Genomic DNA, 24,351 nt, shown 5'->3' with positions numbered 1-24,351 from the left:
CTAAATGCAATCTTTACTTTGGGAGGGGCGTACTATGGTGATATTTACTGTACGCGCCCCGGGGGCTGAAATATCACCATAGTACGCCCCTCCCTGGAGTTGATTGATTTAGTCATAGGTTTGCACGAAGGCCTTTTCCTCTTTACAAAATTTTGTTTTTTCTCCTGTCAGTCAAGGCTACATAGCCGGACTCATTAGCACTCCCGCTATCAAATAATTTGGATTTTTTCCCTTTCATCAAAAATGTAAAAGCCAATATTATGGCCGAAGGCTTAACCCGTCAACAGCTGTACGATAGAATACGTGCATCCTCCAAAGAGGAACTTATACTGGAAGAAATGACACGCCTGGGCTTCTGGGCGAATAATACTTCCCAGCCATCTCCGTCTGAAAGCCTTATCCGCCAGGAAGGAGTGCTGCGCCGTGAACTGGATGAACTCATTAAAGAAAAACAAAAATACCGCAACAAAGAAAAGATGCTGCAGGACATGCGTAAAGAGCGCATGGCCAAAGCAAAACTGAAAAGAGCGGAAACAAAAAAGCGTCGCGAAGAAGAAAGAAAAGCCCGTGCCATCGCCTGGGCAGCGGAAAAAAATCAAAGCATTGTTTATCTCGGGGAAGACGTTTCCGCAGGATTAAATAAGGTTGTTTCCAACACAGAACAACTCGCAAAATTTGGTTTACCGGTATGGCATGATGCGGTAGCATTGGCCAACGCCATGGGCGTTACTTTAGGCAAATTGCGTTATTTATCTTTCAACCGTAAAGTAGGCCACCATACCCATTATCAGCGTTTTCAAATTCCTAAAAAGTCCGGCGGTACCCGCGTTATTTCCGCACCGATGCCACAGCTGAAAGCAGCGCAGCACTGGATCCTGGAAAATATTCTCTATAAAATAAAAAACAGCGAAGCCGCACATGGCTTTGTACCGGGTAAATCAATTGTTACCAATGCCGCGCCACACGTGGGACAAGACATTGTTATCAATATCGATCTGCGCGATTTCTTTCCTTCTATTGCATACAAACGGGTGAAAGGATTATTCTGCAAACTGGGATATTCAGAACAGGTAGCTACCATTCTGGGCCTCATCTGTACAGAACCGGAAGTAGAAGAGATAACACTGGATAACCGCAAATATTATGTGGCTGCTACAGCACGTCATTTGCCGCAAGGTGCACCTACCAGCCCTGCTATCACTAATCTGATCTGTTATAAACTGGACAAACGTTTCGAAGGATTGTCCGCAAAATACGGTTACGCCTATACGCGCTATGCAGATGACATGACTTTTTCCGCAAAAGGAGCTGCCGCCGATAAAGCCGGACAATTACTCTGGGCTATCAAATTAGTAGTAAAAGAAGAAGGATTTACCATTCACCCGGATAAGCTGAAAGTGATGCGCAAAGGTGATAAGCGCGAAGTAACCGGTATTGTGGTAAATGATAAATTAAGCCTCGATAGAGTAACTTTGCGCAAATTCCGCGCACTGTTGCACCAGATCTCCACTACCGGCTTATCCAACAAAAGCTGGGGTAAAGGGAAAAATATCATCAGTAGCATAGAAGGCTACGCCAACTATGTATACATGGTTAAACCCGAACAGGGAGCTAAGCTGAAAGCCACGCTGGCCGCATTATTGCAACGGGAAGATATTAAAGCAGCATCCCGCAGCATCTGGACAGGAGAGACGCTTGCAGCAGCACCCGTTGTTACAACAGTGACGGCTGAAACACCAGCCAGTAAACCAATAATAAAGGAAACACCGCCGGCGTCTAAGGATAAGCCCTGGTGGGATGTATTGTAAATGTCTGAACTGTGATTTTTATGATTAGTATGATTATCCTGATAAGCGAAAATAAAAAGGGAGATGAAATTTTTCATCTCCCTTTTTATCTTTTATTTAATCCTTGCTCATCAGGATAATCATACTAATCATAAAAATCATAGTTCAGACATTTGCTCTTTATAAATTATACCCCAAAGACACATACCACTGAGCACCCACTGTTGGGTTACCCCATGACTGCACATATCCTTTGTTCAGAATATTTGCACCGCCCAGTTTCACTGTAGTTTTTGCTTTCGGGAAAAACTTACTCACCATGGCATCCAGCGTACCATAAGATGGTATTTCACTTAAAGCACCTGCATAAACATTCGGTCCTACAAAAGAAGATTGCCATACAAAGGCATCCTGCCATTTCCAGATAACGTTGAAGGCTATATTGGAATTGGCAATATTACGGTTGCCAAAATTTAAGCTATAACGAACTTTCGGTGTGTTGAATTCCGCAAAGAAATTTTTCAGGTTCTTTTCGTTGTTGAGCTCATTGTAGGAAACATTACCGCCTGCAGTGAAATGAAGTGGTAAGCTGTAATCCAGTCCTATAGCCCATCCCCAAGACTGAATAGTTTCTGCTGCACTCACTGGTATAGAGAAAATATTTTGCTGGGTAGCAGAAACCGGTTGTACTAATACCTGGTTGCCATTCAGATTTTTGAAATTATTATGGTAGATGTAAGCATCAATTAATAATTTCTGTGCAATGAGGGATTTATAACCCAATTCAAATGCCTGTATTTTTTCCGGTTCAAAATCACGGAAGGTATATTGCTGCGGATTGCCGGCCAGCACAGATTGCAGGGTGTACACCGGACCTGTGTTCAGGTGATAGCGGTCGCGGAAAAATGGCAAGCCGCCAATCAGATGTGCCTGTGGTGTTACCAGGTCTATATACTGATTCTGATTGTTCGGAATACGGAAACCTGTTTGGTATGATACACGGATATTATGTGTATTCAGGAAGGTGTACACAGCTGATAACCGCGGACTGAACTGTCCTTTGAAGTTCATGTTCTTATCATAACGGATAGATCCGGTGAGCTTTATATGATCATCCACCAGCTTTTTCATGATCTGGAGATAGCCACCATATTCTTTAATCCGGAATTCATTTCCATTATCATCTAATGCAAATAATGTTTTTTCTGAATTAAGGGTATAGAGGCGATAGTCGCCACCCACCAGTATTTCAGCAAAATGTATCAGGTTATGAAAGTTGTACATGGCTTCGGCCTGGTACAAATTGGTTTTATCTGTGAACTTGGCACCTACACCATTGGCATCACCGGGAATAGGTTTGCCTTTTACTTTATCAGCGGCATTATTAAAGGCAGCGGTACCGGGGAGGTATCGGCCGCTATCAGCTTTTGCTCTTGCATTTTGATAAAAGGTGCCACGTCCTGTATTAACCGCATTTTGTGCAGCAGTTAAGGCATCAGCAGGTGTAGCGCCACCAGCCAACGCTGCACCATATGCCTGTGCAAATGTGCCTATAGATTGGGTTGCATAAGTAGAGAAGTACTCTCCATACCATTGCTGACTGCTTTTCCAGGCTTCATTAACACCGGCTGCCAGTGTACCGGCGGCATAACTGTCACCGGATCTTTCCTGTGTGGTATATAATCTTACATAAAAGTCAGGGCTTTTCAACTCCACTTTGTACTGACCCATATTAAAATTCTTCAGGGAATAACGGTCGGCGCCTGTATATACTGTAGTACCGGAACCATAACTACCCTGTATTAATGCTTCCAGGTTCTCATGGATCTTGTAATGCAGTGCTCCATTGAGTTTCAGGTTTTTGGTACCATAATCTACCACATCAGCTTCGTTATAGCCGGTACGGGTAACACTGGAGGCACCAGCTCCGGGAATAGCACCGTTAAAGATCTGTGTAGGTGTAATAGTGCCTTTAAAAGCGACAGCTGATAAGAAAGCTAATTGATTGGCGAGCGGGGAGCCAGGAGTCATAAATTGTGAATTCAGCACGTTGTGCATATTTACGGTGTTTTCATCTCCATAAATATTCACACCATTATAGCCCTCGTTATTAGCCCTGGTACCATCTTGCAGCGTATGACCGTTGGCAAGGCTCTGATCGCGCTTATCGTAGGCCTGCCAGTCATCTGCTTTCAGGTAGCCGATATTGAGTTTAAAGGCCCATTTATTATTGAATGCATGGGCGTAACGTACGGCCACATCATAGAAGCCGGTGTTTGTTTTGGTACGACCGGCATCACTTAGGATACCGGTTTTTACCTGGGCACTTAAACCCTGGTATTGAAAGGGATTTTTGCTGTTCATCAGCAAAATGCCATTGAGTGCATTAGGACCATACAGGGCAGAAGCTGCACCTGGTATAAGTTCTACGTTGTCCAGATCCAGTTCGGGAATACCCACCATATTACCTACGGCGAAGTTAAGGCCCGGTGCCTGGTTGTCCATACCATCATTCAATTGCAGTACACGGGTATTACCATTGCTGTTAAAACCACGGGTGTTTACTGATTTGAATGTTAAACTTTGTGTGCTCATTTCTACCCCTTTCAGGTTACCAATGGCATCATAAAAGTTAGGAGCCGGAGAAGTTTTCAGGGTGCGGGCATCTATTTTCTCAATAGATACCGGTGATTGCAGAATGCTTTCCTGTACACGGCTGGCGGCTACCACAAATTCCTGTCCGAGGATTTCTGTGGTGGCTAATTGCACGTTTACTTTTTCATCGGCGCTGCTTATCTGTCTTTCTTCTGATTTGTAACCCACATAAGAAAAGATAAGGGTCAGGGGCAATGTATGGGTGGTTTTAAGCTGAAATCCGCCGCTATTGCTGGTAATAGTACCTGCAGTGGCGCCTTTAATGCTTACGGTCACACCAGATAGCCCATTGCCGGATGTTTTGTCTGTTACGGTACCGCTGATTGTTGCTGGGGTTTGTGCCAAGATTACCTGGGATAGGGATAATAATAGCAACAGTGAGCCCAAACAAGCTTTAACTAGAATGCTTTTCATACACAGTGGGAATTAAATGGATTTAGACTTGGTTCAATCTAAATATAGGGAAAAAACAGATACAAAATACAGCTACTGGCCTTTAGCAGTTAGTGGCTGGTTATCGGGGCGAATAATTTAGCGGTTTCAACATCCGCTTAGCTCTTGGGCACGATAACTAACTGCTTGCTGCTAACAGCTAATAGCTACTTATTACATCCAGTCGCGGAGTATGTGCCCTATTTTTTCAAATTCGATCAGGAAACCATCATGTCCGTACGAAGAATCAATTTCGTGATAGGTGGCATTGGGAAGATGCGCTGCCAGAAGCTGTTGCTCTTCCGGCGGACATAAAATATCGCTGCTGATGCCAATAAGCAAGGCAGGCTGTTGTATATGCGATAGGGAAGTGGTAATGTCTTCATGACGGCCACGGGCAATATTGTGGCTATCCATGGCTTTGGTGAGCAGCCAGTACGACTGGGCATTAAAACGTTTCACCAGTTTATCGCCCTGGTAGTTGATATAGGAAGATGCCCGGAAATCGTCCGTTTTTTCTTTATCCGGCTCAGATTGTGCGCGCACAAATGTCTGATAGTTGCGGTAGGTAAGCATTCCGATGGCTCTCGCGGCTTTCAGTCCTCTTGAACCGGCGCTGTGGGAGTCATATTTCCAGGTGTTATCGGCTTCTATAGATAGTCGCTGTGCGGTATGTATGGCAATACCCCAGGCACTTTCAGCCGCACCGGTGCACAGCAGGAACAAATTACCAATGACCGTTGGTTCTATAAGTGCCCATTCCAGTACCTGGTAACCGCCCATAGAGCCACCAATAAGTAAACGGATGCGCGGTATCTGTAAATGCTGACGTAGTAACATATGTGCCTGTACCATATCCCGGATTGTAACCGCCGGAAAGCTGTAGTACCAGGGATGCCCGGTTTCGGGATTGGTGGTATGCGGACCGCTGCTGCCATAACAGGAGCCGATGATATTGGCACATACAATAAAATGCTTCGAAGGATCTATTACCCTGTCTGTTCCTATCAAACCTGCCCACCAGTCGGCTACATCACTGTTGGCCGTTAAGGCATGACATACCCACACCACATTACTGCCATCCGCTTTCATCGTACCATATGTATGATACGCGATGTGTAATTCGGGTAATACCTCGCCGGACTCTAACCGGAATGCTGCTTTACTGTGAAATACCTTTGCCGACAATGCTTCTTTGAATTTGCGCAAAACTACAATATCAGATTCAAAAATTACGAATTACTCATGGGAATTACGGAGGCCTTCCTCCCCGTAATTCGTAATTCGCAATTGATTTAATTATATTTGCTTCAGAAAATAACTCACTATGAAGATAGCATTACAAAGAGTTGACGACGGATTCAACATGGAGGCAGTAGATGAAGGCGGCCACAAAGTATTGATGGACTCATCTCTGGAAAATGGGGGTAAAAACAATGGGGTAAGACCCATGCAAATGGTGATCATGGGCCTTGGTGGCTGTTCTGCCATCGATGTGCTGATGATCCTGAAGAAACAACGCCAGGAAGTAACTGATTTTCGGATCGAAATTGAGGCCGATAGAGAAAAAGATAAAGAACCTTCTTTGTGGGAAACTGCACACATCATATTTCACCTCACCGGTAATATCGATGCAGATAAAGCCGCACGTGCCGTGGAATTGTCCATGAATAAATATTGCTCAGTAGCGGAAACCCTGCGTCAGGCTAATACCAAGCTGACCTGGGAAGTGAAACTGAACGCATAAACTGCTGAAACCACCAATATCCATGAACAAAAAAAATCATTACCAACCGGATACCAATGCCGTAAGAATCCAAACTGCAAGAACGAATGAGATGGAACACTCTACACCAATGTTCCTGACCTCCAGCTTTTGTTTTGATGATGCGGAAGAAATGCGTGCTACCTTTGCAGATGAAACGGACTTCAATATCTACAGCCGTTTCAGCAATCCCAATGTAGACGAGTTTGTACAGAAGATGTGTGCCCTGGAAGGTGCAGAAGCAGGTTATGCTACTGCCTCCGGCATGAGTGCTATCTTCGCCAGCTTTATGGCGCTACTGAAAGCCGGGGATCATTTGTTGTCTGCCCGCTCTATTTTTGGTTCTACGCATACTGTGGTGACTAAGTTCCTGCCTAAGTGGGGTATTGAATCATCCTACTTCGATATGAATGATCCGGGCGGTATTGAGGCGATGATAAAACCCAATACCCGTATGATCTTCGTGGAAACACCATCCAATCCCGGACTGGAGATCATCGACATGGAACTGCTGGCCAAAATTGCCAATAAGCATAATATCATTCTCAACGTAGATAACTGCTTTGCTACACCAGTGCTGCAAAGACCTATTGAAGCAGGTGCTCACCTTGTCACGCATTCGGCCACCAAATGGATCGACGGACAAGGACGCGTACTTGGCGGTGCTGTTGTTGGTAAAAAAGAACTGATTAAAGAAATTCATACTTTTTGCAGAAGTACCGGCCCGGCTATGTCGCCATTTAACGCCTGGGTGCTGAGCAAAAGCATGGAAACACTGTACGTACGGATGGAACGCCACTCTGAGAGTGCGCTCAAACTGGCGCAGGCACTGGAAAGTAATCCGTATTTGTCGTCCGTAAAATATCCTTTTCTGCCCAGTCATCCGCAATATGCTATAGCTAAAAAGCAAATGAGTGGCGGCGGCGGCATCGTGTGCTTTGAGCTCAAAGGCGGTCTGGCTCAGGGAGTACGCTTCCTGAATGCCTTGCAACTGTTGTCCCTCACCGCTAATCTGGGCGATAGCCGTAGTATTGCCTCTCATCCGGCCAGTACCACACATGCCAAACTCACCGATCAGGAAAGAGCTATTGTGGGTATAACGCCAGGGCTTATACGAATTTCTGTAGGGCTGGAAAATATTAAAGATATTTTAGAAGATATTGAACAGGCATTAGAGAAAAGTAAATAATAGGAGCTTTTTATAATAAGGAGGAAGGCCTTCGGCCTTTGTCTTTCTCTCGATTAGCCTGATTTAGATGATTTTTCTGATTTCATTTTTTTCTTATAAAGATTCAAATCTCATTTCAATAAGCTTACTGAATAAGGTATGGATATTTTTTAAGGAAAGATGAAATCAGAAAAATCATCTAAATCAGGCTAATCGAGAGAAAGACAAAGGCCGAAGGCCTTCCCATACTACTCAAATCTTCGCTATTCAAATAATTCTCATTATATTAGAATTATGAAATCCTTTGCCCATTTTCTCCTGATCCTGATCCTCGCATACCTTGCCGGTATGGTATTACCGTGGTGGAGCGCACCGCTCACGGCTTTCCTTGTTACGTTGCTGTTGCCGCTATCGCCGGGTAAATCATTCTTCAGTGCATTTATGAGCATCTTTGTATTGTGGCTGGTACTCGCTTTTTATATGGACGTGCGCAACGATCACCTGTTGGCAAATCGTATGAGTGAGATGATCCTGCACGTAAAAAGTGCACCGCTGATGGGTGTGGTGAGTGCCTTCCTTGGAGCACTGGTAGCCGGTTTGGCTGCAAGCACTGCTGCCTTTGTTCGGGCAGTGAAAACAGCTGCCTGATTACTTATCTAGGCTGTTAAATTTCTGGTAAAACAGTCTGTGCATCTATCATGTTAGCTGCTGGAAGTTACATTTGGGATATGATGAAATATTTATCCACCCTGTTTTGCTTATTCATCACCAGCTATTGCCAGGCCAACGTGGTCAAAGGCAGCGTGACGGATGAAAAAAATCACCCCCTTCCTTTTGCTACCGTATTAATTAAAGGTACTACTACCGGTACTACCACCAACGCTGCTGGACAATATCAGCTGGACCTGGCACCTGGTCAGTATACTGTGGTATGTCAGTATATAGGTTTTCGTAAAACGGAAACGCCGCTTAACGTGAACGCACCTACGCAAACACTGGACTTCAGGCTGCAACCCATTAACCTGCAGATAAAAGAAGTAGTAGTGAAAGCAGGTGGCGAAGATCCTGCCTACGCCATCATCCGGCAAGCCATAAAGAAAAGACGTTTTTATCAGGAACAGGTGAAGGAATATACTTGTATGTCCTATATCAAAGGAACAGTAGGTATGAAAGATGTGCCCAAAAAATTTATGGGACAGAAGGTAGATAAAAAAGAAATGGGTGTAGATAGCACAGGCAAGGGCATGATATTTCTTTCCGAATCTGTTACAAAAATATCTGCACGTCAACCGGATAAAATGAAACTGGAAGTAATCTCTTCCCGCAAAAGCGGTGGAGGATTCGGTTTGAGTTTCCCCGCCATCATTAGTTTTTATGACAACAATGTAGCGGCAGTGATTACGCAAATGGGGCCACGGGGCTACATTTCACCCATTGCGGAAAATGCATTGTTCTATTATAAATATAGATTGGAAGGAGAATTTTTGGAAGATGGTAAAACAGTTAATAAGATCAAAGTAATACCCCGGCGCAAACAGGAGCCGCTGTTTTCCGGTTATATCTTCATCACAGATGACGATTGGCGCATTCATAGCACAGACCTTATCCTCACCGGCGAATACCAGCTGGAGCTGATGGATACACTGGAAATAAGACAAACACATGTACCTGTAACGGCTAATATCTGGCGCGTGAAAGACCAGGTGATGTATATGTCATTCAATAAATTTGGCTTTGCCATGGCCGGAAATTTTGTGAATGTATATTCAGATTATAATGTGCATCCAAACTTCCCGCCCAAATTTTTTGACAATACTTTTCTGAAATACGATTCCGCTTTTGATAAAAAACGGATTGCTTACTGGGACAGTATCCGGCCGGTGCCGCTGGAAATTGCGGAGGCAAAGGATTACCACGAAAAAGACAGCACTGCCAAAGCGGAACGCGACTCTTCGTTTTCCCGTTACAGGCTGGACTCTCTGCAGAAAAAACAAAAGCGCATTAAAGTAACGGATGTATTATGGGGTGGTGTAAGACGCAATTATTATTTCCGCCGTGATAGCGCCATTCAATATAATGAGTTGCGGGTAAGAGGACTGTTGAAGTCTATGAAATATAATACAGTAGAAGGTTTGGTGCTGGCACTGGAACCTACCATGAACTATAACCTGGGAGGAGAAAAGAACCTGCGGATATCGCCGTTTATCCGTTACGGTCTAAGCAATACTCACCTTAACGCCTACACGCAAATTGATTTCAGCAATGGCAGCCGCGTGCGTAAACGTTTCGGCCGCAACGACTGGAGCCTGGCAGGAGGGAAGCGTGTTTCCCAGTTCAACCAGGATAATCCGATTGATAACCTCACCAATGAATTTTATACCCTGCTCCTGAAAGAGAACTACATGAAGCTGTACGAGAACTGGTTTGGGCATTTACAATACAGCCGTACTTTCCAGACAAACGATAAGCTCTCGCTGGGCGTTACCTACGAGAGCAGGATGCCGGTAGAAAACACAACCGACTTTGTTATCTTCCAGAATAACCGCAAAACATTTACACCTAATCATCCGTATGAATTAGCGAATGTTCCGTTCAAAAAACACCAGGCACTGGTATTGGATATGAGTTTTCGTTTCCAGCCAGGGCAACAATTTATAGAACTACCTGATCATAAAATTCCCTTCGGCTCCAAATACCCCACCTTTGAAGTAGGCTACAGTAAAGGGATTCCGAATATCGGCAATAGTATTGTTGATTTTGATAAATGGAATTTTTCCATACAGGATAATATGAACTTCAAATTGTTTGGCGAATTCCGTTATCATGTTGGGGTAGGCGGTTTTATAAATGACCGGAACGTACAGATTCCGGATTACCAGCACTTCAATGGTAACCAGACATTTTATAACATAAAGTACCTGAACAGTTTTCAGCTGGCACCTTATTATAAATACAGTACTACTGCTCCTTTTTATGCCATGGCAAATGTGGAGCATCACTTTAATGGTTTATTAACCAATAAAATTCCTTTGTTTAACAGGCTGAAATGGAATCTGGTAGCGGGTTCTAATGCTTTCTATGTAAACAGTGATAATAATTATGTAGAAGTATTTGGGGGTATTGAAAATATCCTGAAAATGATCAGGGTAGATGTAGTAGCCGGTTATCAGAGTAAGGACGCTACACGTGTAGGCGTGAGAGTTGGTTTTGGAGGAATATTAGGTAATGCAGTAAAATTTAAGACGAACTGATAAACGATGACGGAGATCTTGTTATCACCATATGGTATGATAGCTTGCCAGGTAACAAAATCTCCGTATCTCCACACGCACATAATCAATTAAAACTTCACTGATTTTTTTCTGCCTTTCAGCTCCTTCTTCTCATCAAAGAAGTACGCCAGTAATCTGTAGATCCAGATAGCGACAATCGCATAAATAAAGTAAGAAATGTAAATACTCATCATAACATAACATTTTCGGGTTAAACAATATTGCTTCTCAAACTAATTTTCAAAAAGGGTGCCAATCAGGGGTCGTAACTTAATTACAAAGATATATACAATAATTATCAAATAGTTATAAAAGAATAATTATTTTTTTTAGCGATTGTAAACCTTTGATAGAGGTTTTACGTTAGTAAGGTAAGTAATATTTGGAGTAGCGATGTGCACATTTTACTCACACGTAAGTACCAAATTTAAGATCACCTTCGAAACCGTATGCGCTATGAAACGTATAGCCCTTTTTGCACTCCTGTCAGGTATCCTGATGGCTGCTGCAGCCTATATTACAGAAATAAACGACCTGCCGGGAGCAGTGGAACTGCGAACGCCCGGATTTATTGGTTACATCTTCATTATCAGTGCTATAGCCTGGTTTTCTTTACATACGCTGTATCAATGGAGTAAAGAATCAGACCCTTACCACTCCTGATATTCCCTGAATTATGCTACCTTTGCGCACTAATCAATTTTTTCTTTTATAATCAGGAAGGATTGGTTGAAGTTTTGTTCACAACGCAAGTGTCCTTAAAATTTCAGGCAAACTATGGCATTACATAACAGAGTATCCGCCGCCGAGTTGAAACAACGGCTGGTATTGGAAACATTCAAACGTGTTACTATTTCTTTCTACCAGTACGCGAAAATTCCCGACCCAAAGGTTTTCCGGGATGAATTGTACGAGTTCCTTTTCAAATTGAATGCATTCGGACGTATTTACGTAGCACATGAAGGTATAAATGCCCAATTGAGCGTTCCTGAGCAGCACTTTGAGGCATTTAAGCAACAGCTGTATGCCATTGACATCCTCAATGGTATCCGCCTTAATGTAGCTGTAGACGACGACGGCAAATCCTTTTTCGTATTAAAGATCAAAGTGCGCGATAAGATTGTGGCCGATGGCATCGAAGATCCCGCTTTTGATATGGCCAACCGTGGCCGTTACGTAGATGCTAAAACATTCAACGAATTGTCTGCCGATCCGGATACCGTGATCGTGGATATGCGCAACCACTATGAATATGAGGTAGGGCATTTTGAAGGCGCCATTGAAGTTCCCTCAGATACCTTCCGTGATCAGCTGCCAATGGCAGTAGATATGCTGGCAGATAAAAAAGATAAGAATATCATCATGTATTGTACCGGAGGTATCCGCTGCGAGAAAGCATCTGCCTATATGCTGCATAATGGTTTCAATAATGTTTACCACCTGGAAGGTGGTATTATTGAATACACTAACAAAGCCCGTCAGCAAGGACTTCCCATTAAATTTAAAGGTAAAAACTTTGTATTTGATGACCGGCTTGGCGAACGTATCAGTGAGGATATCATCAGCCATTGTCATCAGTGTGGAGAACCATGTGATACACATACCAACTGTTTGAACGAAGGTTGTCACCTTTTATTCATTCAATGTGAATCCTGTGCTAAAAAATATGATGGTTGTTGCAGTGAAGCTTGTCAGACGGTACATGCACTGCCGGTAGAAGAGCAGGCGGAAATGCGCAAGGGAGTAGAAAAAGGACTGATGTTCAATAAATCAAGACGAAGAAAAATCAACGAATAAAAAATCCGCCCCGCGTTGTATCTTTTCCGGCGGGGCGGAGTAGAGATCATAAAAAGAGTCCGGCCAGATAGTATCTGGCTTTTCTTTTTTATGACCATTCTATCAACCTATATGCGAACTAAAAAGGTAGCTGTTAGCTTTTAGCGATTAGCTGTTAGTAAATGCAGCGAAGACAACATTATAATTCTTAATCTTCGCTGCATTTACTAAAAACTAACAGCTAATCGCTAAAAGCTTTACAAAAGTTCTTTCTTGTTTTTATAAGCACTGTAGAAAATGATAGGGAACACCAGTAAGGTCAATACCGTTGCGGTGATCAATCCACCTATTACTACAATTGCCAGTGGCTTCTGCGTTTCAGAACCAATACCATGCGATAACGCTGCCGGCACCAGGCCGATAGCAGCCATCAGGGCAGTCATTACAACCGGACGAATACGGCTCTGCACACCCAGTTTAATTGATTCATTTAAACTGATCCGCGACTCCAGATTTTTATGGAAAACGGAAATGAGAATTACCCCATTTTGTATACAGATCCCGAAAAGTGCAATGAAACCTACGCCGGCAGAAATACCGAAATTCATATTGGTTACATGCAAAGCCAGGATACCACCAATCAATGCAAACGGTACGTTCATTAATACCAGTCCCGCATCTTTCACATTACCCAGCATGATAAACAATACCATAAAAATGGCTACGATACTGATAGGGACAACCTGTCCTAAACGTTGTGTAGCACGCACCTGGTTTTCAAATTCACCTGTCCAGCCAATGCTGTAGCCTTTTGGCAGCTTAATCGCTTTATTGATTTTTGCCTGTGCTTCTGCAATGGTACCACCAAGATCACGGTCACGTACAGAGAATTTCACCCCAATAAAACGTTTGTTGCTATCTCGGTAAATGAAAGCCGGACCAGTAATAGTCTTGATTTCAGCGATCTCTTTCAATGGTACTTTGTTGTTATTGATAGTAGGCACCATCAGGTTGGCGAGATCATCTTCCGTTTTACGATAATTTTCATCATAACGGATACGGATATCAAATTTTTTCTCGCCTTCATACAGCTGTGTTGCGGTTTTACCACCAATAGCCATTTCAATAACTGCCTGTGCATCACCGGTAGATACACCGTATTGCGCCATTTTATTATCGTCCAGGTTGATGCTCATTTCCGGCTGACCAATATTGCGGATAACTCCCAGATCTTTGATACCTTCTACATGCTTCAACTGCGCAACTACCTGCTGCGACAATGCTTCCAGCTTCACGAGGTCATCACCAAATATCTTTACCCCATTGGCTGCCTTAAAGCCTGCCACTGCTTCTGATACGTTGTCACTGATCGGTTGTGAGAAGTTCAGGATAATGCCCGGATATTTCTTTAAACGCTGCTCCATCTGAGAGATCAGTTCGTCTTGTGTAATCTTGCGGGTCCACTCAGCTTTTGGCGCCAGATCTACCTGGTACTGTATAAAATAGAAACCGTTAGGATCCGTACCATCATTGGAACGGCCTACCTGAGATAATACCCTTTTTACTTCCGGGAAGTCGCCAAGGTCCTGACGTATAGCATGTGCCATCTTGGTACTTTCGGTAAGCGACATACTCATCGGCAATTCTGTAGTCACCCACAGCGAGCCTTCATTCAGCTGGGGCAGGAACTCTGTTCCCAGGAATTTAGCAGAGAAAAATGTGATTACCATGAAAGTCAATGCCAGTGTAAGACTTAAACGTTTATTACGATAAGTCCAGCCAAAGCCATTCATTACAATGCGGTCAAAGAAATTAACCAGGAAGTTATTTTTCTCTTTCACATTTTTGTTGAGCAGGATAGAACACAGCACCGGCACCAGTGTTAAGGTGAAGAGGAGTGCGCCTAATAATGCAAAGCCCAACGTCCATGCAAGCGGAGAAAACATTTTACCTTCTACTTTCTGGAAAGAGAAGATAGGAATGAGAGAGATAATGATAATGAGTTTTGAGAAGAAGATAGCTTTGGCTAATTCTCCACCGGTTTGTTTGATCCAGCCCAGTTTGGCCATCTTATTAAACCGCTCCATGCCATATTTATGGGCCTTATGGTCCAGCATTACAAATACTCCTTCTACCATTACCACCGCACCATCTATGATGATACCGAAGTCGATAGCGCCCATTGACAGCAGGTTAGCGCTCATACCTTTTATGCGCAAACACATGAAGGCAAAAAGCAACGCCAGCGGAATGATGATAGATACAATCACTGTAGTACGCCAGTCGGCCATAAAGAGGAATACAATCACCGTTACAAAAATGATCCCTTCCAGCAGGTTGTGCATTACCGTTTTGGTACAGAACGCCATCAGGGTATCACGATCGTAGAAGGTTTCCATTTTAATGTCATCTGGCAGGATCGTTTCATTCAGCTCCTTCAGCTTGTCTTTCAGGCGTGCCAGTACTTCGGTGGGGTTTTCACCCTTACGCATTACTACAATGCCTTCTACGAGATCATCATTTTTATCAAGACCTACCTGTCCCACACGTGGCGAAGATGCTTCGTGTACATTGGCCAGATCCTTTACCAGCAACGGTACGCCGTTGATATTCTGGATGATAATGTTATTGATATCCTGTATGCTATTGAGCAAACCAATACCACGTACTACATATGCCTGGCCGTTCTTTTCAATAACATCCCCTCCCACATTCACATTACTTTTGGTAACGGCCTGGTATAATTCCAGCGGCGTGATATCATATTTAGCGAGTCTTACCGGATCAGCAGAGATCTCGTAGATTTTATCCTGTCCGCCAAAAGCTACCACATCGGCCACACCGGGCACGCTGCGGATCTGACGATCTATCACCCAGTTTTGCCAGGTGAGCAGATCGCGGGAATCGCGTTTACTGCTTTTCAGATAATAGCGGAAGATTTCACCGGTAGGGCCGTAGGGTGGCTGTACTTCCGGGGAGGCACCTTCAGGTAGACTAATATTTGCGAGCATGTTGTTTACCTGTTGCCGCGCAAAAAAGTCTTCCACATCATCGTCAAAAATTATTTTTACCACAGATAAACCGAACATGGTAACGGAACGCACACTGGTTTTCCTTTGTACCGCATTCATAGATACTTCTATGGGCAGCGTTACAAAACGTTCTACTTCCTGTGCACTACGACCGTTCCATTTGGTAACAATTACAATCTGCGTATTGGTCACATCCGGAAATGCTTCAATAGGCGTATGCAAAAAGGAAAACACACCTGCGATGATCAGCGTAACAACGCTGATAAAGACAAACAGTTTATTCCTTAGCGAAAAAGCTACAATATTTCTGATGAATTTATTCATAACTCCTGTTCTTTAGAATGCCACTCTGGTCCTTAATCCTATAATATTTACCGGTCCGCGGTCCTTGTTGTATCCCGGATGCAACACAAACTGGTAATCAGGGCTTAAAGCAATATGTAGCCTGGTAATGTTACATTGATAGAAAACTTCGGCAATCATTTCCGGGGCATAGTTCAGCTGGCTGTCGCCAACCATGAAGCCACTGCCGCCGGCTGCGAGGTAGTGGCGGTGGTCTTCGGATAAACCGTTTACCACTACTGCGATACCAGCATTATCCTGCGCGCGGTGCCAGCTACGGCCATTTTGTAGCCAACCAGCACTTACTGACCGGTCAATTTCTGTATAGGCCCATGTTTCATTATGACCATCACTCCAGGATGCTTTCAAAAAAGCGCCGCCTTCTTTGGTAAATTCCTGGTCTGCATTGATAGCGAAACCATATTTAGTACGACCATTCTTGCGTACAGCAGTAATGTCGGGTGTATCTATATGTGCTTTCAGCGCTTCATTGTAACTCCCCATAGGCGCCTGGTTAATGAAAGCCATTACGCGTATATTCCCTTCATGTTTATTTAGTATATGCGTATGCGTTACCTCCACTACTTCACCATTGGATTGACCATAATGATAATTTAGCTTCGGACCATTTGCTTCCAGTGGTTCCAGGGAAGTAGCTGCCTGTACCTGCCAGTTATCTTTCCGGTATTGTAATGTAAGCGCCATGGTATAACCACGTACATCAGCAGGATAATCCCAGGCCGCATTACTCATGAGCGACCAGTTTAAAAACTGGGTGCGCGGATCATGACTGTAATTGTTCTGGTCGAAGAAGTCTGCCAGGCAGTACTTACCGCCAATAAAGCGCAGATAATGCGTAGGCGTAGTGCCGGCCACATTATTCAGATCGTCTTCATCCACTTGTGTAGTGGCATTTAACGGTAACGTATATACGGCAAAAGCACGCGCCAGATAAATTTTTGGTTTCGGATCACCTACGCGAAAGGTTTCACCATTAGGGAAACCCGCAATGCCGGTGGCATGGCTGAGACCTTCACCACCAGCGAGTTCCGGGTTTACATATAATTCGAGGTTCTTCAGCGGGCGAATACCTGCGTAGAACGTGCTGGTAATAGATGTTTTACCGTCTTCGTGTGTACGGAAACTGTTGGGGCCTGAATACTTCGCAGAGAAGTCAGGATGCCACTGCGTTACAAGGGTTTGCTGGAAATGGAAAGAGTAGGGGATAATGCTATCCGTCTTTTTATCCTGTGCAAATAGTCTGGTGGCGCTCAATGCCAGTATTCCTATAGAAAATAATTGCTTCATTGCAGGCTTTAGTCTTTAAGTGCGTCGTAAATAAGCAATTGGTTTTTAGAAATCACTTTCTCATCTGCTTTTAAGCCGGATGACAAATACGTAATATCTCCTGAAGTTTTTGCTACTTCTACCTGGCGTACTGCAATGTTGAATTTATCTTTAAACACCAGCACAAAATTCTTGCTATTATCAAAAATTACTGCTGCAGAAGGCACCGCTATTTTCTCTTCATTATCTTTATACTTCACATACACAGTAGCAAACATTTCCGGCTTCAGCAACATGTTTTTATTATCAATGCTAACCCTGACCTGCATGGTTTTAGTGGCGGGATCGAGGAAGTTATAGATCTTGTCAATCTTGCCACGGAAGGGCTGATCAGGGTAACTCACAGTCACCACATCAGCTTCGTATCCTTCTTTAATACGGGCGATATCTGTTTCAAAAACATTGGCCATTACCCATACATCATCCAGTTCAGAAATAGTAAAAATGTTCGCACTGTTATCCGTACGAATAACGGTGCTGTTATTGATATTTTTTTCGATGATATAGCCGGAGATGGGCGCTGTTACGAGGTAAGTAGCACCTTTACCTTTACGGTATATTTTAAACAGGTCATTCAAACGCCTCATTTCAGCCTCCGACTTTTGTAACTCACCTTTTGCAATAACAACATCTTTTTCTGTGCTAAGGCGGCTATCATACAGGTCTTGCGCTACTTTCAGATTTTTATCTGCCACGTTGTGATCGGAGGTAGCCTGTGCCTGTTGCTTTTCGTAATCAGCAATTTCCGCACTATGGATCACTGCCAGTACCTGGCCTTTCTTCACGTAATCGCCCAGTTGTACTTTAATATCTTCTACATAACCACTTACCAGCGGGTATACTTTCAATACTTTACCACCATTAGGTGTTACTTTACCAGAGAGGCGCAGTTGATTGAGTACCGGTTGCAGGTGTGCCGTATCGATACGTATATTTTTCAGCATAGTATCACTGAGAACAAAAGTTGTCTTCTCTGAATCTTCTGCCTGGCTGTGTTTGCAACCACTCCATACAATTGCTGCCAGCAGTGAAAAGCCAAGGAATAAAATAGGCCGTTTCATGTGCTTAATTTTTAAATAATTCTTGTCCTGTTGCATAATTAAGTTCTTCGTAGGCACTAACCCTGTTGGATAAAAACTTGTTTATATTTTTTGCGTTATCGCTATAGCTGTTGAAATAATCGATAAACTGGAGCAGGGAGATATTCCCCTTGCTGAAATTTTTGGCTACTTCATCAATAAGTGCATCAAATTCATGTTGGAACAGGTGCAGGTCAAATCCTTTGTAACGCTTTTCCAGTGCTACTATGCGCTGATAGGCATTTAACACTTCTGTTTCCGCGATAGATTGTTGCTGCAGCAGTTGTTGCTTTTCAGAACCAATCTGTAATTGTGCAGCGCGGATATTGCCCTGGTTACGATTCCAAACCGGAAGATCAATACCCAATGTTAAACCCACAAAATTGTTGATGTAGCTACCTTGTTTATCATAGGTACCACCCAAATGCAGATCGGGTACTGCCAGCGATTTCTGGAGGCGGTAATTGAGTTGCGCAGTTTGGTACTGAACAGCTGCAATCCTTACATCCGGGCGATTTTGAGTAGCACTGTCCAGTAATTGTGGTAACTGGATTTTATCCAGGTTATATGAAGCCAGGTCTGCTGGTTGCAGTGTGGCCTCATAAAAATCCCGGGTATGTAGCAACTGCTGTAGGTTTTTCTGAGAGGCTAATTCCTGTTGTTTCAGGTCTGCATAGTCGTTTTCGATGCCTACCTGCAAAGCCTGTAGCCTTACCAGGTCTGAATGCGCTACGCTACCTTTTTTATCTGCTGTAACATAAGCATCTACAATTTTCTGCAGGTTGCCCAGCTGTTCATCCAGCACTTTTTCTGTTTGTTGCTGATAATATATGTTGTAGAAGTTCTCGCGTAGTTGCAAACGTAGTGTGCGTACCAGCTCATCAAAAGTAGCTTCGCTCATTTTAGCAGCTGCAGCTGCAATTTGTATGCTCTTGTTTCTTTTGCCTGCCAGCTGTATCAACTGGTCTACGTTGTATTGCGTTTCCCCGCCTGATCCCACATCGAATGGCTTAAAATGATCAGTGCTGCCAAAACCAAGTACAGTGCTGAAGGATGGATTACTCCACATTTTAGCCTGACGTATCAGCGCTTTGGAAGCATCTACCTGGTAGCGTTGTGCCAGCAGTAAATAATTTTTTACGAGAAAGGAATCTTCCACTGTTTGCAGTGAAACCTGTTTGGAAGGTGATTGTGCCTGTGAAGGTTGAATAAAGCCCAGGCAGGAAACGCATCCTGATAGGATCAGCATCCTGATAGTTCGCATAATGCCAAATTTCATAGCACAAAGCTCCCTAAGAATAATTAAAGATCCCTTTAAAGGGCATTAAAAAGAGATTAAAAATTAAAATGAGATTAAATCAAAATGAGAGCAAGATTAAATCTTCGATTATAAATGAGGTAAAATTACAGTAAATGTAGTGCCTTCTGCTGGGGTAGAGGTGACCGTAATATGCCCGCTATGTATCTGTACTATTTTTTTGCAGATAGATAAACCAAGGCCATGGCCGCGGATTTGGAGGGCATTTTGTCCACGATAAAAAGGCTCAAATATTTTATTGATTTCATCCGGAAGGATACCAATGCCGTTATCTTTTATTTGTACAAGAATGTACTGCGTAAAAAAATCAATGGAAACATGCGCAATATTATCATGTGAAAATTTACAGGCATTATCCACCAGGTTCAGAAATAATACTTTCAGCAAGCTTTCATTACCAAAGCAGGTTACCAGCAAATCATTGTCGGGTACTTTGATAAACCGGATATCCACTTTGCTGGGGGTCTTTTGTTTAAGCCGGATGAGTGTGGTCATCTCCATAAGTAACTCATCAATCCGTACATCACTGAAAACAAATTCCTGTTGACGCATTTCAGATTGGGCCAGCTGTAATAGGCCATTGGAGAGATCTGACAGGTTTTCTGCGTCTTCCAGCACAGACTCCAGTAGTGCCAGGTATTCTTCTTTACTTCTGTCTTTAGATAAAGTAACCTGTAATTGGCTGATAATGGCTGCCAGGGGAGTGCGCAGCTCATGTGAGGCATTACTTACAAAACTTTTCTGCAGGTGAAATGATTCGCTGAGACGCTGCAGCATAGTGTTGAAGTTGGCGCCCAGCTTGGCTATTTCATCTTTTCCTTTCACGGCCACCTGTGTATCCTGCATGTTATTGGCATTGATACTGTCTACCTGTTGTACCAGCTGATCAATGGGCTGCACCATTTTGCGGGCAAAAAAGTAACCTACACCCACCAATACCAGTACTGCGGTAATCAGTTCCAGGAGCAGGATCTGCCGCAGGTTCAGGAGGTTCTGAAAACCGTACCGGTCAAAAGACGATACAATTACAATAACAGATACATTGTCTTCTGTATAATAAACACCCACCACTTCACCACTGCCTTTATCGTAACTGTATTGTTTGTTTTCAGTGATATATTTCAGCAAACTGGGATGTGTGCGGATAGTAGTGTCTTTCAGATTGCTGTAAAGTAAGTCGTAGTTGGTATTGTATACAAGTATGGTTTCTTTATAAAGATCCTGAAAGGTAGTTCTGTCCAGCTTCCGCAGCAGATCAACTTTTATATTTCCATCTTCAATAATCACATTGGCTATAGAACGGGCACGGTATTCCAGTCTTTCCAGGTATTCTGCTTTGCGTGATTTGGCCGAGAAATAATAGGCCAGCACAGCAAATGCAATGAGCATAAGTGTGGCTGAAATGGTGTAGTAGAGTGCTATCTTATACTTTATCTTCAACCAATGAAAGTTTGATATCTTAAATAATCAAATAAAAAACAGCTACATGAAATTATTCTTCAGAGAGGTAGTATCCCATCCCGGTTTTGGTATGCAATAATTTCTGTTCAAAATCCTTGTCTATTTTCTTGCGGAGGAAATTCATATACACTTCAATCACGTTGGTGCCGGTGTCAAAGTCAATGTCCCATACCTTTTCAGCAATAGTGAGTTTGGAGATCACTTTGCCTTTATGCATAGCCAGAAACTCCAGTAGCTGATATTCTTTGGCGGTGAGTGCTATTTTTTTGCCGCCCCTGGTCACGTCTTTTTTCTCACGGTCTATTTCCAGGTCGGCAATACTGATTTTGTATTGCGTACCATGTGTGGCATCAGAACCGGCACGTTTGAGGAATACCCGGATGCGGGCCAGCAGTTCACGGAAGTCGAATGGTTTTACCAGGTAATCATCGGCGCCGAGTTCAAAGGCCTGCATTTTATCTTCCATACCACCGAGTGCGGTTAGCATAATAACCGGTACCCGGTTGTTCTTGCGGCGAATGACTTCACACAATTCATAACCATTGTTATGTGGCAGATTCAGATCGAGTATCACGAGATCGTAATTGTTGCTGGCAGCCAAACCCTTTCCCATGCGGCCATCGTAGGCAACATCCACTTCAAAACCATTTTCTTCCAATCCCTTCTTAACGGCATTAGCTACTTTTACTTCGTCTTCAACTACCAGGATTTTTTGCATATGGAAAGGAATAATAATTACGAATTGCGAATTACGGATCGAAGCGATCTTCGCTTCGATCCGTAATTCGCAATTCGTAATTTTCAGTTAAATTAGCTGCCTATTAAATTTGCTTCCAGCTTCATTATCTTTTCAAATAATTGCTCATATTGTTCATTTGCCCTGTCCAGGTACTTTTGTACATCCTGGTATTCATTTTCTACCTGCGCATATTTTGTTTTATCATTATAGATCTCAGGTGTGCCTAAACTGGCTTCCAGGTTAGCTTTGCGTTCTTTCAAACTGGCTACCTGACCTTCTACGGTTGAAAACTGTTTTTGTTGTTTCTGCAGTTCACGCTGTACATCTTTGTTGATAGCGCCTTTAGCGGTATCAGCAGGAGCAGCCGCTTGCTGACGGCTATCTTTTTTTGCATCTGCGTTAGCTGCTTTTGTATTTAATTGCGGGTTCTGTGCAGCCATTCTCTTTTTCCATTCTTCCCATTCGCCGTAGCTGCCTTTGAATTCCTTGATCTCGCCATCAACGATCTCCCAGATTTTATTAGCTGTTTGGCTTACAAAATAACGATCATGCGATACAAGTACGAGGCTACCGTCGTATTTATTAAGGGCATCAATCAGCATCTGCACAGAGTTCATGTCCAGGTGATTCGTAGGCTCATCCAGCATCAGGAAGTTAGCCTGACTGATAATGGTTTTAGCCAGTGCAACACGGGCTTTTTCACCTCCGGACAAGATCTTGATCTTCTTAAACACATCATCCCCTGAAAAGAGGAAGCAACCCAGTAACTGGCGTAATTCCAACTCTGTACGGCCACTACCGAAGTTCTTCAGTTCGTCCAGTATTTCGCTGTTCATGTCCAGAGATTCCAGCTGATGCTGTGCATAGAAGCTGGTCACTACGTTATGACCCGGAACACGTTCACCTTCCATTGGTTCCATACCAAAGATGATACGGAGCAATGTGGATTTACCTTTACCGTTGGCACCAATCAAAGCGATTTTGTCGCCACGGTTGATCTCTGCACTGGTATTTTTTAAGATCTCGATATTACCGTAGCTCTTGCTGATATTGTTCAGGGTACATAAAATCTTACCCGGTGTTTTATCTACAGTAAAGTTGATCTTGATTTTAGAAGGACCATTGTCTGTTTGTTCCACACGATCCAGCTTATCCAGTCTTTTCGCGATACTCTGTGCCTGTGCGGCTTTGGAGGCTTTCGCTTTAAAACGTTCAATGAAACGTTCCTGTTGGCGGATATAGTCCTGTTGATTTTCGTAAGCACGTTGCTGCATTTCGCGGCGCAGTTCTTTTTCCACTTCGTAGTCAGCGTAAGAGCCGGCGTAGTGGTGCAATTGCTGCTGATACACTTCCACGATCTTATTCACCATACGGTCCAGGAAGAAACGGTCATGCGATACAATGATCACCGCACCGTTGTATCCTACCAGGTATCTTTCCAGCCATTCAATGGAGGGAAGATCCAGGTGGTTCGTCGGTTCATCGAGCATGAGTACATCCGGTTGCTGAAGGATCAGCCTGGCCAGGAGTACACGCATGCGCCATCCACCGGAAAACTGGCTGTAAGGACGATCCAGATCAGGTGTGGTGAAGCCTAAGCCTTCCAGTACCTGTGCTGTTTTGTGCTTCATGTTATAGCCATCGAGGGCTTCAAATTCATGGAGCGTATCGCTGAATTGATGTAATAATTCCTCTGTTTGGCTGTGTTCCAGCTCTTTGGTGATGCGGTCAATATCCTTCTCCAGCTCAAGCGCTTTACCAAAGGCCATCATGCCCACTGTAAGAATGGATTCATCCGTTTCAAAGCTGAGCAGGTCCTGGTTAAAGAAACCTATCGTCAAACTTTTACTTTTATTTACACTCCCTTTTGAAATGGAATATTCGCCATTGATAATGCGCAGCAGGGTAGATTTGCCGGTTCCATTCAAACCGATTAGTCCCACTCGGTCACCTGGCTCTATATGCCAGGAAGAATCTTCCAGTATCACCCTGGATCCAAACTCAAACGTAATGTCCTGTAATGCGATCAACATAATAAATAAAAAAAATGGTCTAAAAAACGTGCAAAGTTAAGCATAAATGTCTGAACTGTGATGATTATGATTATCCTGATGTGAAGATAGGAGCGGAGATAAGTATTTATGAACTGGCTAAGGTAGCCGTGAATAAGGTTTTTAC

General features: G+C 43.4%; 17 protein-coding genes. 7 read left to right on the top strand and 10 right to left on the bottom strand.

Going from position 1 to position 24,351, the window contains the following annotated elements; all coding sequences use genetic code 11:
• The first annotated feature begins 260 nt into the window (after nt 1-260).
• Nucleotides 261-1,808, top strand: a complete 1,548-nt coding sequence (locus CLV51_RS24305) for a reverse transcriptase family protein (RefSeq protein ID WP_106530912.1) — start codon at nt 261-263, stop codon at nt 1,806-1,808.
• 159 nt (nt 1,809-1,967) lie between these two features.
• Here the strand turns inward: CLV51_RS24305 and CLV51_RS24300 are convergent, their stop codons facing one another.
• Nucleotides 1,968-4,787, bottom strand: a complete 2,820-nt coding sequence (locus CLV51_RS24300; RefSeq protein WP_211302110.1) for a TonB-dependent receptor — start codon at nt 4,785-4,787, stop codon at nt 1,968-1,970.
• 261 nt (nt 4,788-5,048) lie between these two features.
• Nucleotides 5,049-6,083 carry a homoserine O-acetyltransferase MetX gene (gene metX / locus CLV51_RS24295; RefSeq protein ID WP_211302109.1) on the bottom strand — a complete coding sequence of 345 codons (1,035 nt, stop codon included), beginning with the start codon at nt 6,081-6,083 and terminating at the stop codon, nt 5,049-5,051.
• Between the two features lie 118 nt (nt 6,084-6,201).
• Between metX and CLV51_RS24290 the strand changes: the two genes are divergently transcribed.
• From CLV51_RS24290 to CLV51_RS24275, 4 genes are all read left to right on the top strand, one after another.
• On the top strand, nt 6,202-6,621 hold the full coding sequence (locus tag CLV51_RS24290) for an OsmC family protein (RefSeq protein ID WP_106530705.1): 420 nt from the start codon (nt 6,202-6,204) through the stop codon (nt 6,619-6,621).
• A gap of 22 nt (nt 6,622-6,643) precedes the next feature.
• Nucleotides 6,644-7,828 (top strand): O-succinylhomoserine sulfhydrylase, encoded by a 1,185-nt coding sequence (locus CLV51_RS24285; protein ID WP_106530704.1) that lies wholly within the window; start codon nt 6,644-6,646, stop codon nt 7,826-7,828.
• 273 nt (nt 7,829-8,101) lie between these two features.
• Nucleotides 8,102-8,455, top strand: a complete 354-nt coding sequence (locus tag CLV51_RS24280; RefSeq protein ID WP_106530703.1) for a hypothetical protein — start codon at nt 8,102-8,104, stop codon at nt 8,453-8,455.
• Between the two features lie 80 nt (nt 8,456-8,535).
• A complete protein-coding gene (locus CLV51_RS24275; RefSeq protein WP_158267140.1) occupies nt 8,536-11,058 on the top strand; it encodes a DUF5686 and carboxypeptidase regulatory-like domain-containing protein in 2,523 nt (840 codons plus the stop codon).
• Nucleotides 11,059-11,147: 89 nt separating this feature from the next.
• Here the strand turns inward: CLV51_RS24275 and CLV51_RS29825 are convergent, their stop codons facing one another.
• Nucleotides 11,148-11,273, bottom strand: a complete 126-nt coding sequence (locus CLV51_RS29825; protein ID WP_281261539.1) for a hypothetical protein — start codon at nt 11,271-11,273, stop codon at nt 11,148-11,150.
• Nucleotides 11,274-11,535: 262 nt separating this feature from the next.
• Here CLV51_RS29825 and CLV51_RS24270 point away from each other — a divergent pair, with 262 nt between their 5' ends.
• Together CLV51_RS24270 and trhO are read left to right on the top strand one after the other, a co-directional pair.
• The gene (locus CLV51_RS24270) at nt 11,536-11,742 is read left to right on the top strand and encodes a hypothetical protein (RefSeq protein ID WP_146151371.1); all 207 of its coding nucleotides are present in this window, start codon (nt 11,536-11,538) and stop codon (nt 11,740-11,742) included.
• A 114-nt stretch (nt 11,743-11,856) separates the two neighbouring features.
• Entirely contained in the window at nt 11,857-12,876 is a 1,020-nt protein-coding gene (gene trhO, locus CLV51_RS24265) for an oxygen-dependent tRNA uridine(34) hydroxylase TrhO (RefSeq protein ID WP_106530700.1), read from the top strand.
• Nucleotides 12,877-13,112: 236 nt separating this feature from the next.
• On the opposite strand, the gene CLV51_RS24260 is transcribed toward trhO, so the two are convergent.
• The 7 genes from CLV51_RS24260 to CLV51_RS24230 form a co-directional block, all read right to left on the bottom strand.
• A complete protein-coding gene (locus CLV51_RS24260) occupies nt 13,113-16,211 on the bottom strand; it encodes an efflux RND transporter permease subunit (protein ID WP_106530699.1) in 3,099 nt (1,032 codons plus the stop codon).
• Nucleotides 16,212-16,223: 12 nt separating this feature from the next.
• Nucleotides 16,224-17,537: a carbohydrate porin gene (locus CLV51_RS24255; RefSeq protein WP_106530698.1), complete on the bottom strand. Its 1,314-nt coding sequence runs from the start codon at nt 17,535-17,537 to the stop codon at nt 16,224-16,226.
• An 8-nt stretch (nt 17,538-17,545) separates the two neighbouring features.
• Complete coding sequence (locus CLV51_RS24250) at nt 17,546-18,637, bottom strand: efflux RND transporter periplasmic adaptor subunit (protein ID WP_106530697.1); 1,092 nt, start codon at nt 18,635-18,637, stop codon at nt 17,546-17,548.
• A 4-nt stretch (nt 18,638-18,641) separates the two neighbouring features.
• Entirely contained in the window at nt 18,642-19,919 is a 1,278-nt protein-coding gene (locus CLV51_RS24245; RefSeq protein WP_158267139.1) for a TolC family protein, read from the bottom strand.
• 123 nt (nt 19,920-20,042) lie between these two features.
• Nucleotides 20,043-21,413: a HAMP domain-containing sensor histidine kinase gene (locus CLV51_RS24240; RefSeq protein WP_106530695.1), complete on the bottom strand. Its 1,371-nt coding sequence runs from the start codon at nt 21,411-21,413 to the stop codon at nt 20,043-20,045.
• A 52-nt stretch (nt 21,414-21,465) separates the two neighbouring features.
• On the bottom strand, nt 21,466-22,152 hold the full coding sequence (locus tag CLV51_RS24235; protein ID WP_106530694.1) for a response regulator: 687 nt from the start codon (nt 22,150-22,152) through the stop codon (nt 21,466-21,468).
• A 92-nt stretch (nt 22,153-22,244) separates the two neighbouring features.
• Complete coding sequence (locus CLV51_RS24230; protein ID WP_106530693.1) at nt 22,245-24,206, bottom strand: ABC-F family ATP-binding cassette domain-containing protein; 1,962 nt, start codon at nt 24,204-24,206, stop codon at nt 22,245-22,247.
• Nucleotides 24,207-24,351 lie beyond the last annotated feature (145 nt).

It is taken from the genome of Chitinophaga niastensis, assembly GCF_003014755.1.
Classification (GTDB): Bacteria; Bacteroidota; Bacteroidia; order Chitinophagales; family Chitinophagaceae; genus Chitinophaga; species Chitinophaga niastensis.
The sequence above is the reverse complement of the archived record's forward strand: the minus strand, read 5'-3'. Positions and strand labels throughout refer to the sequence as shown.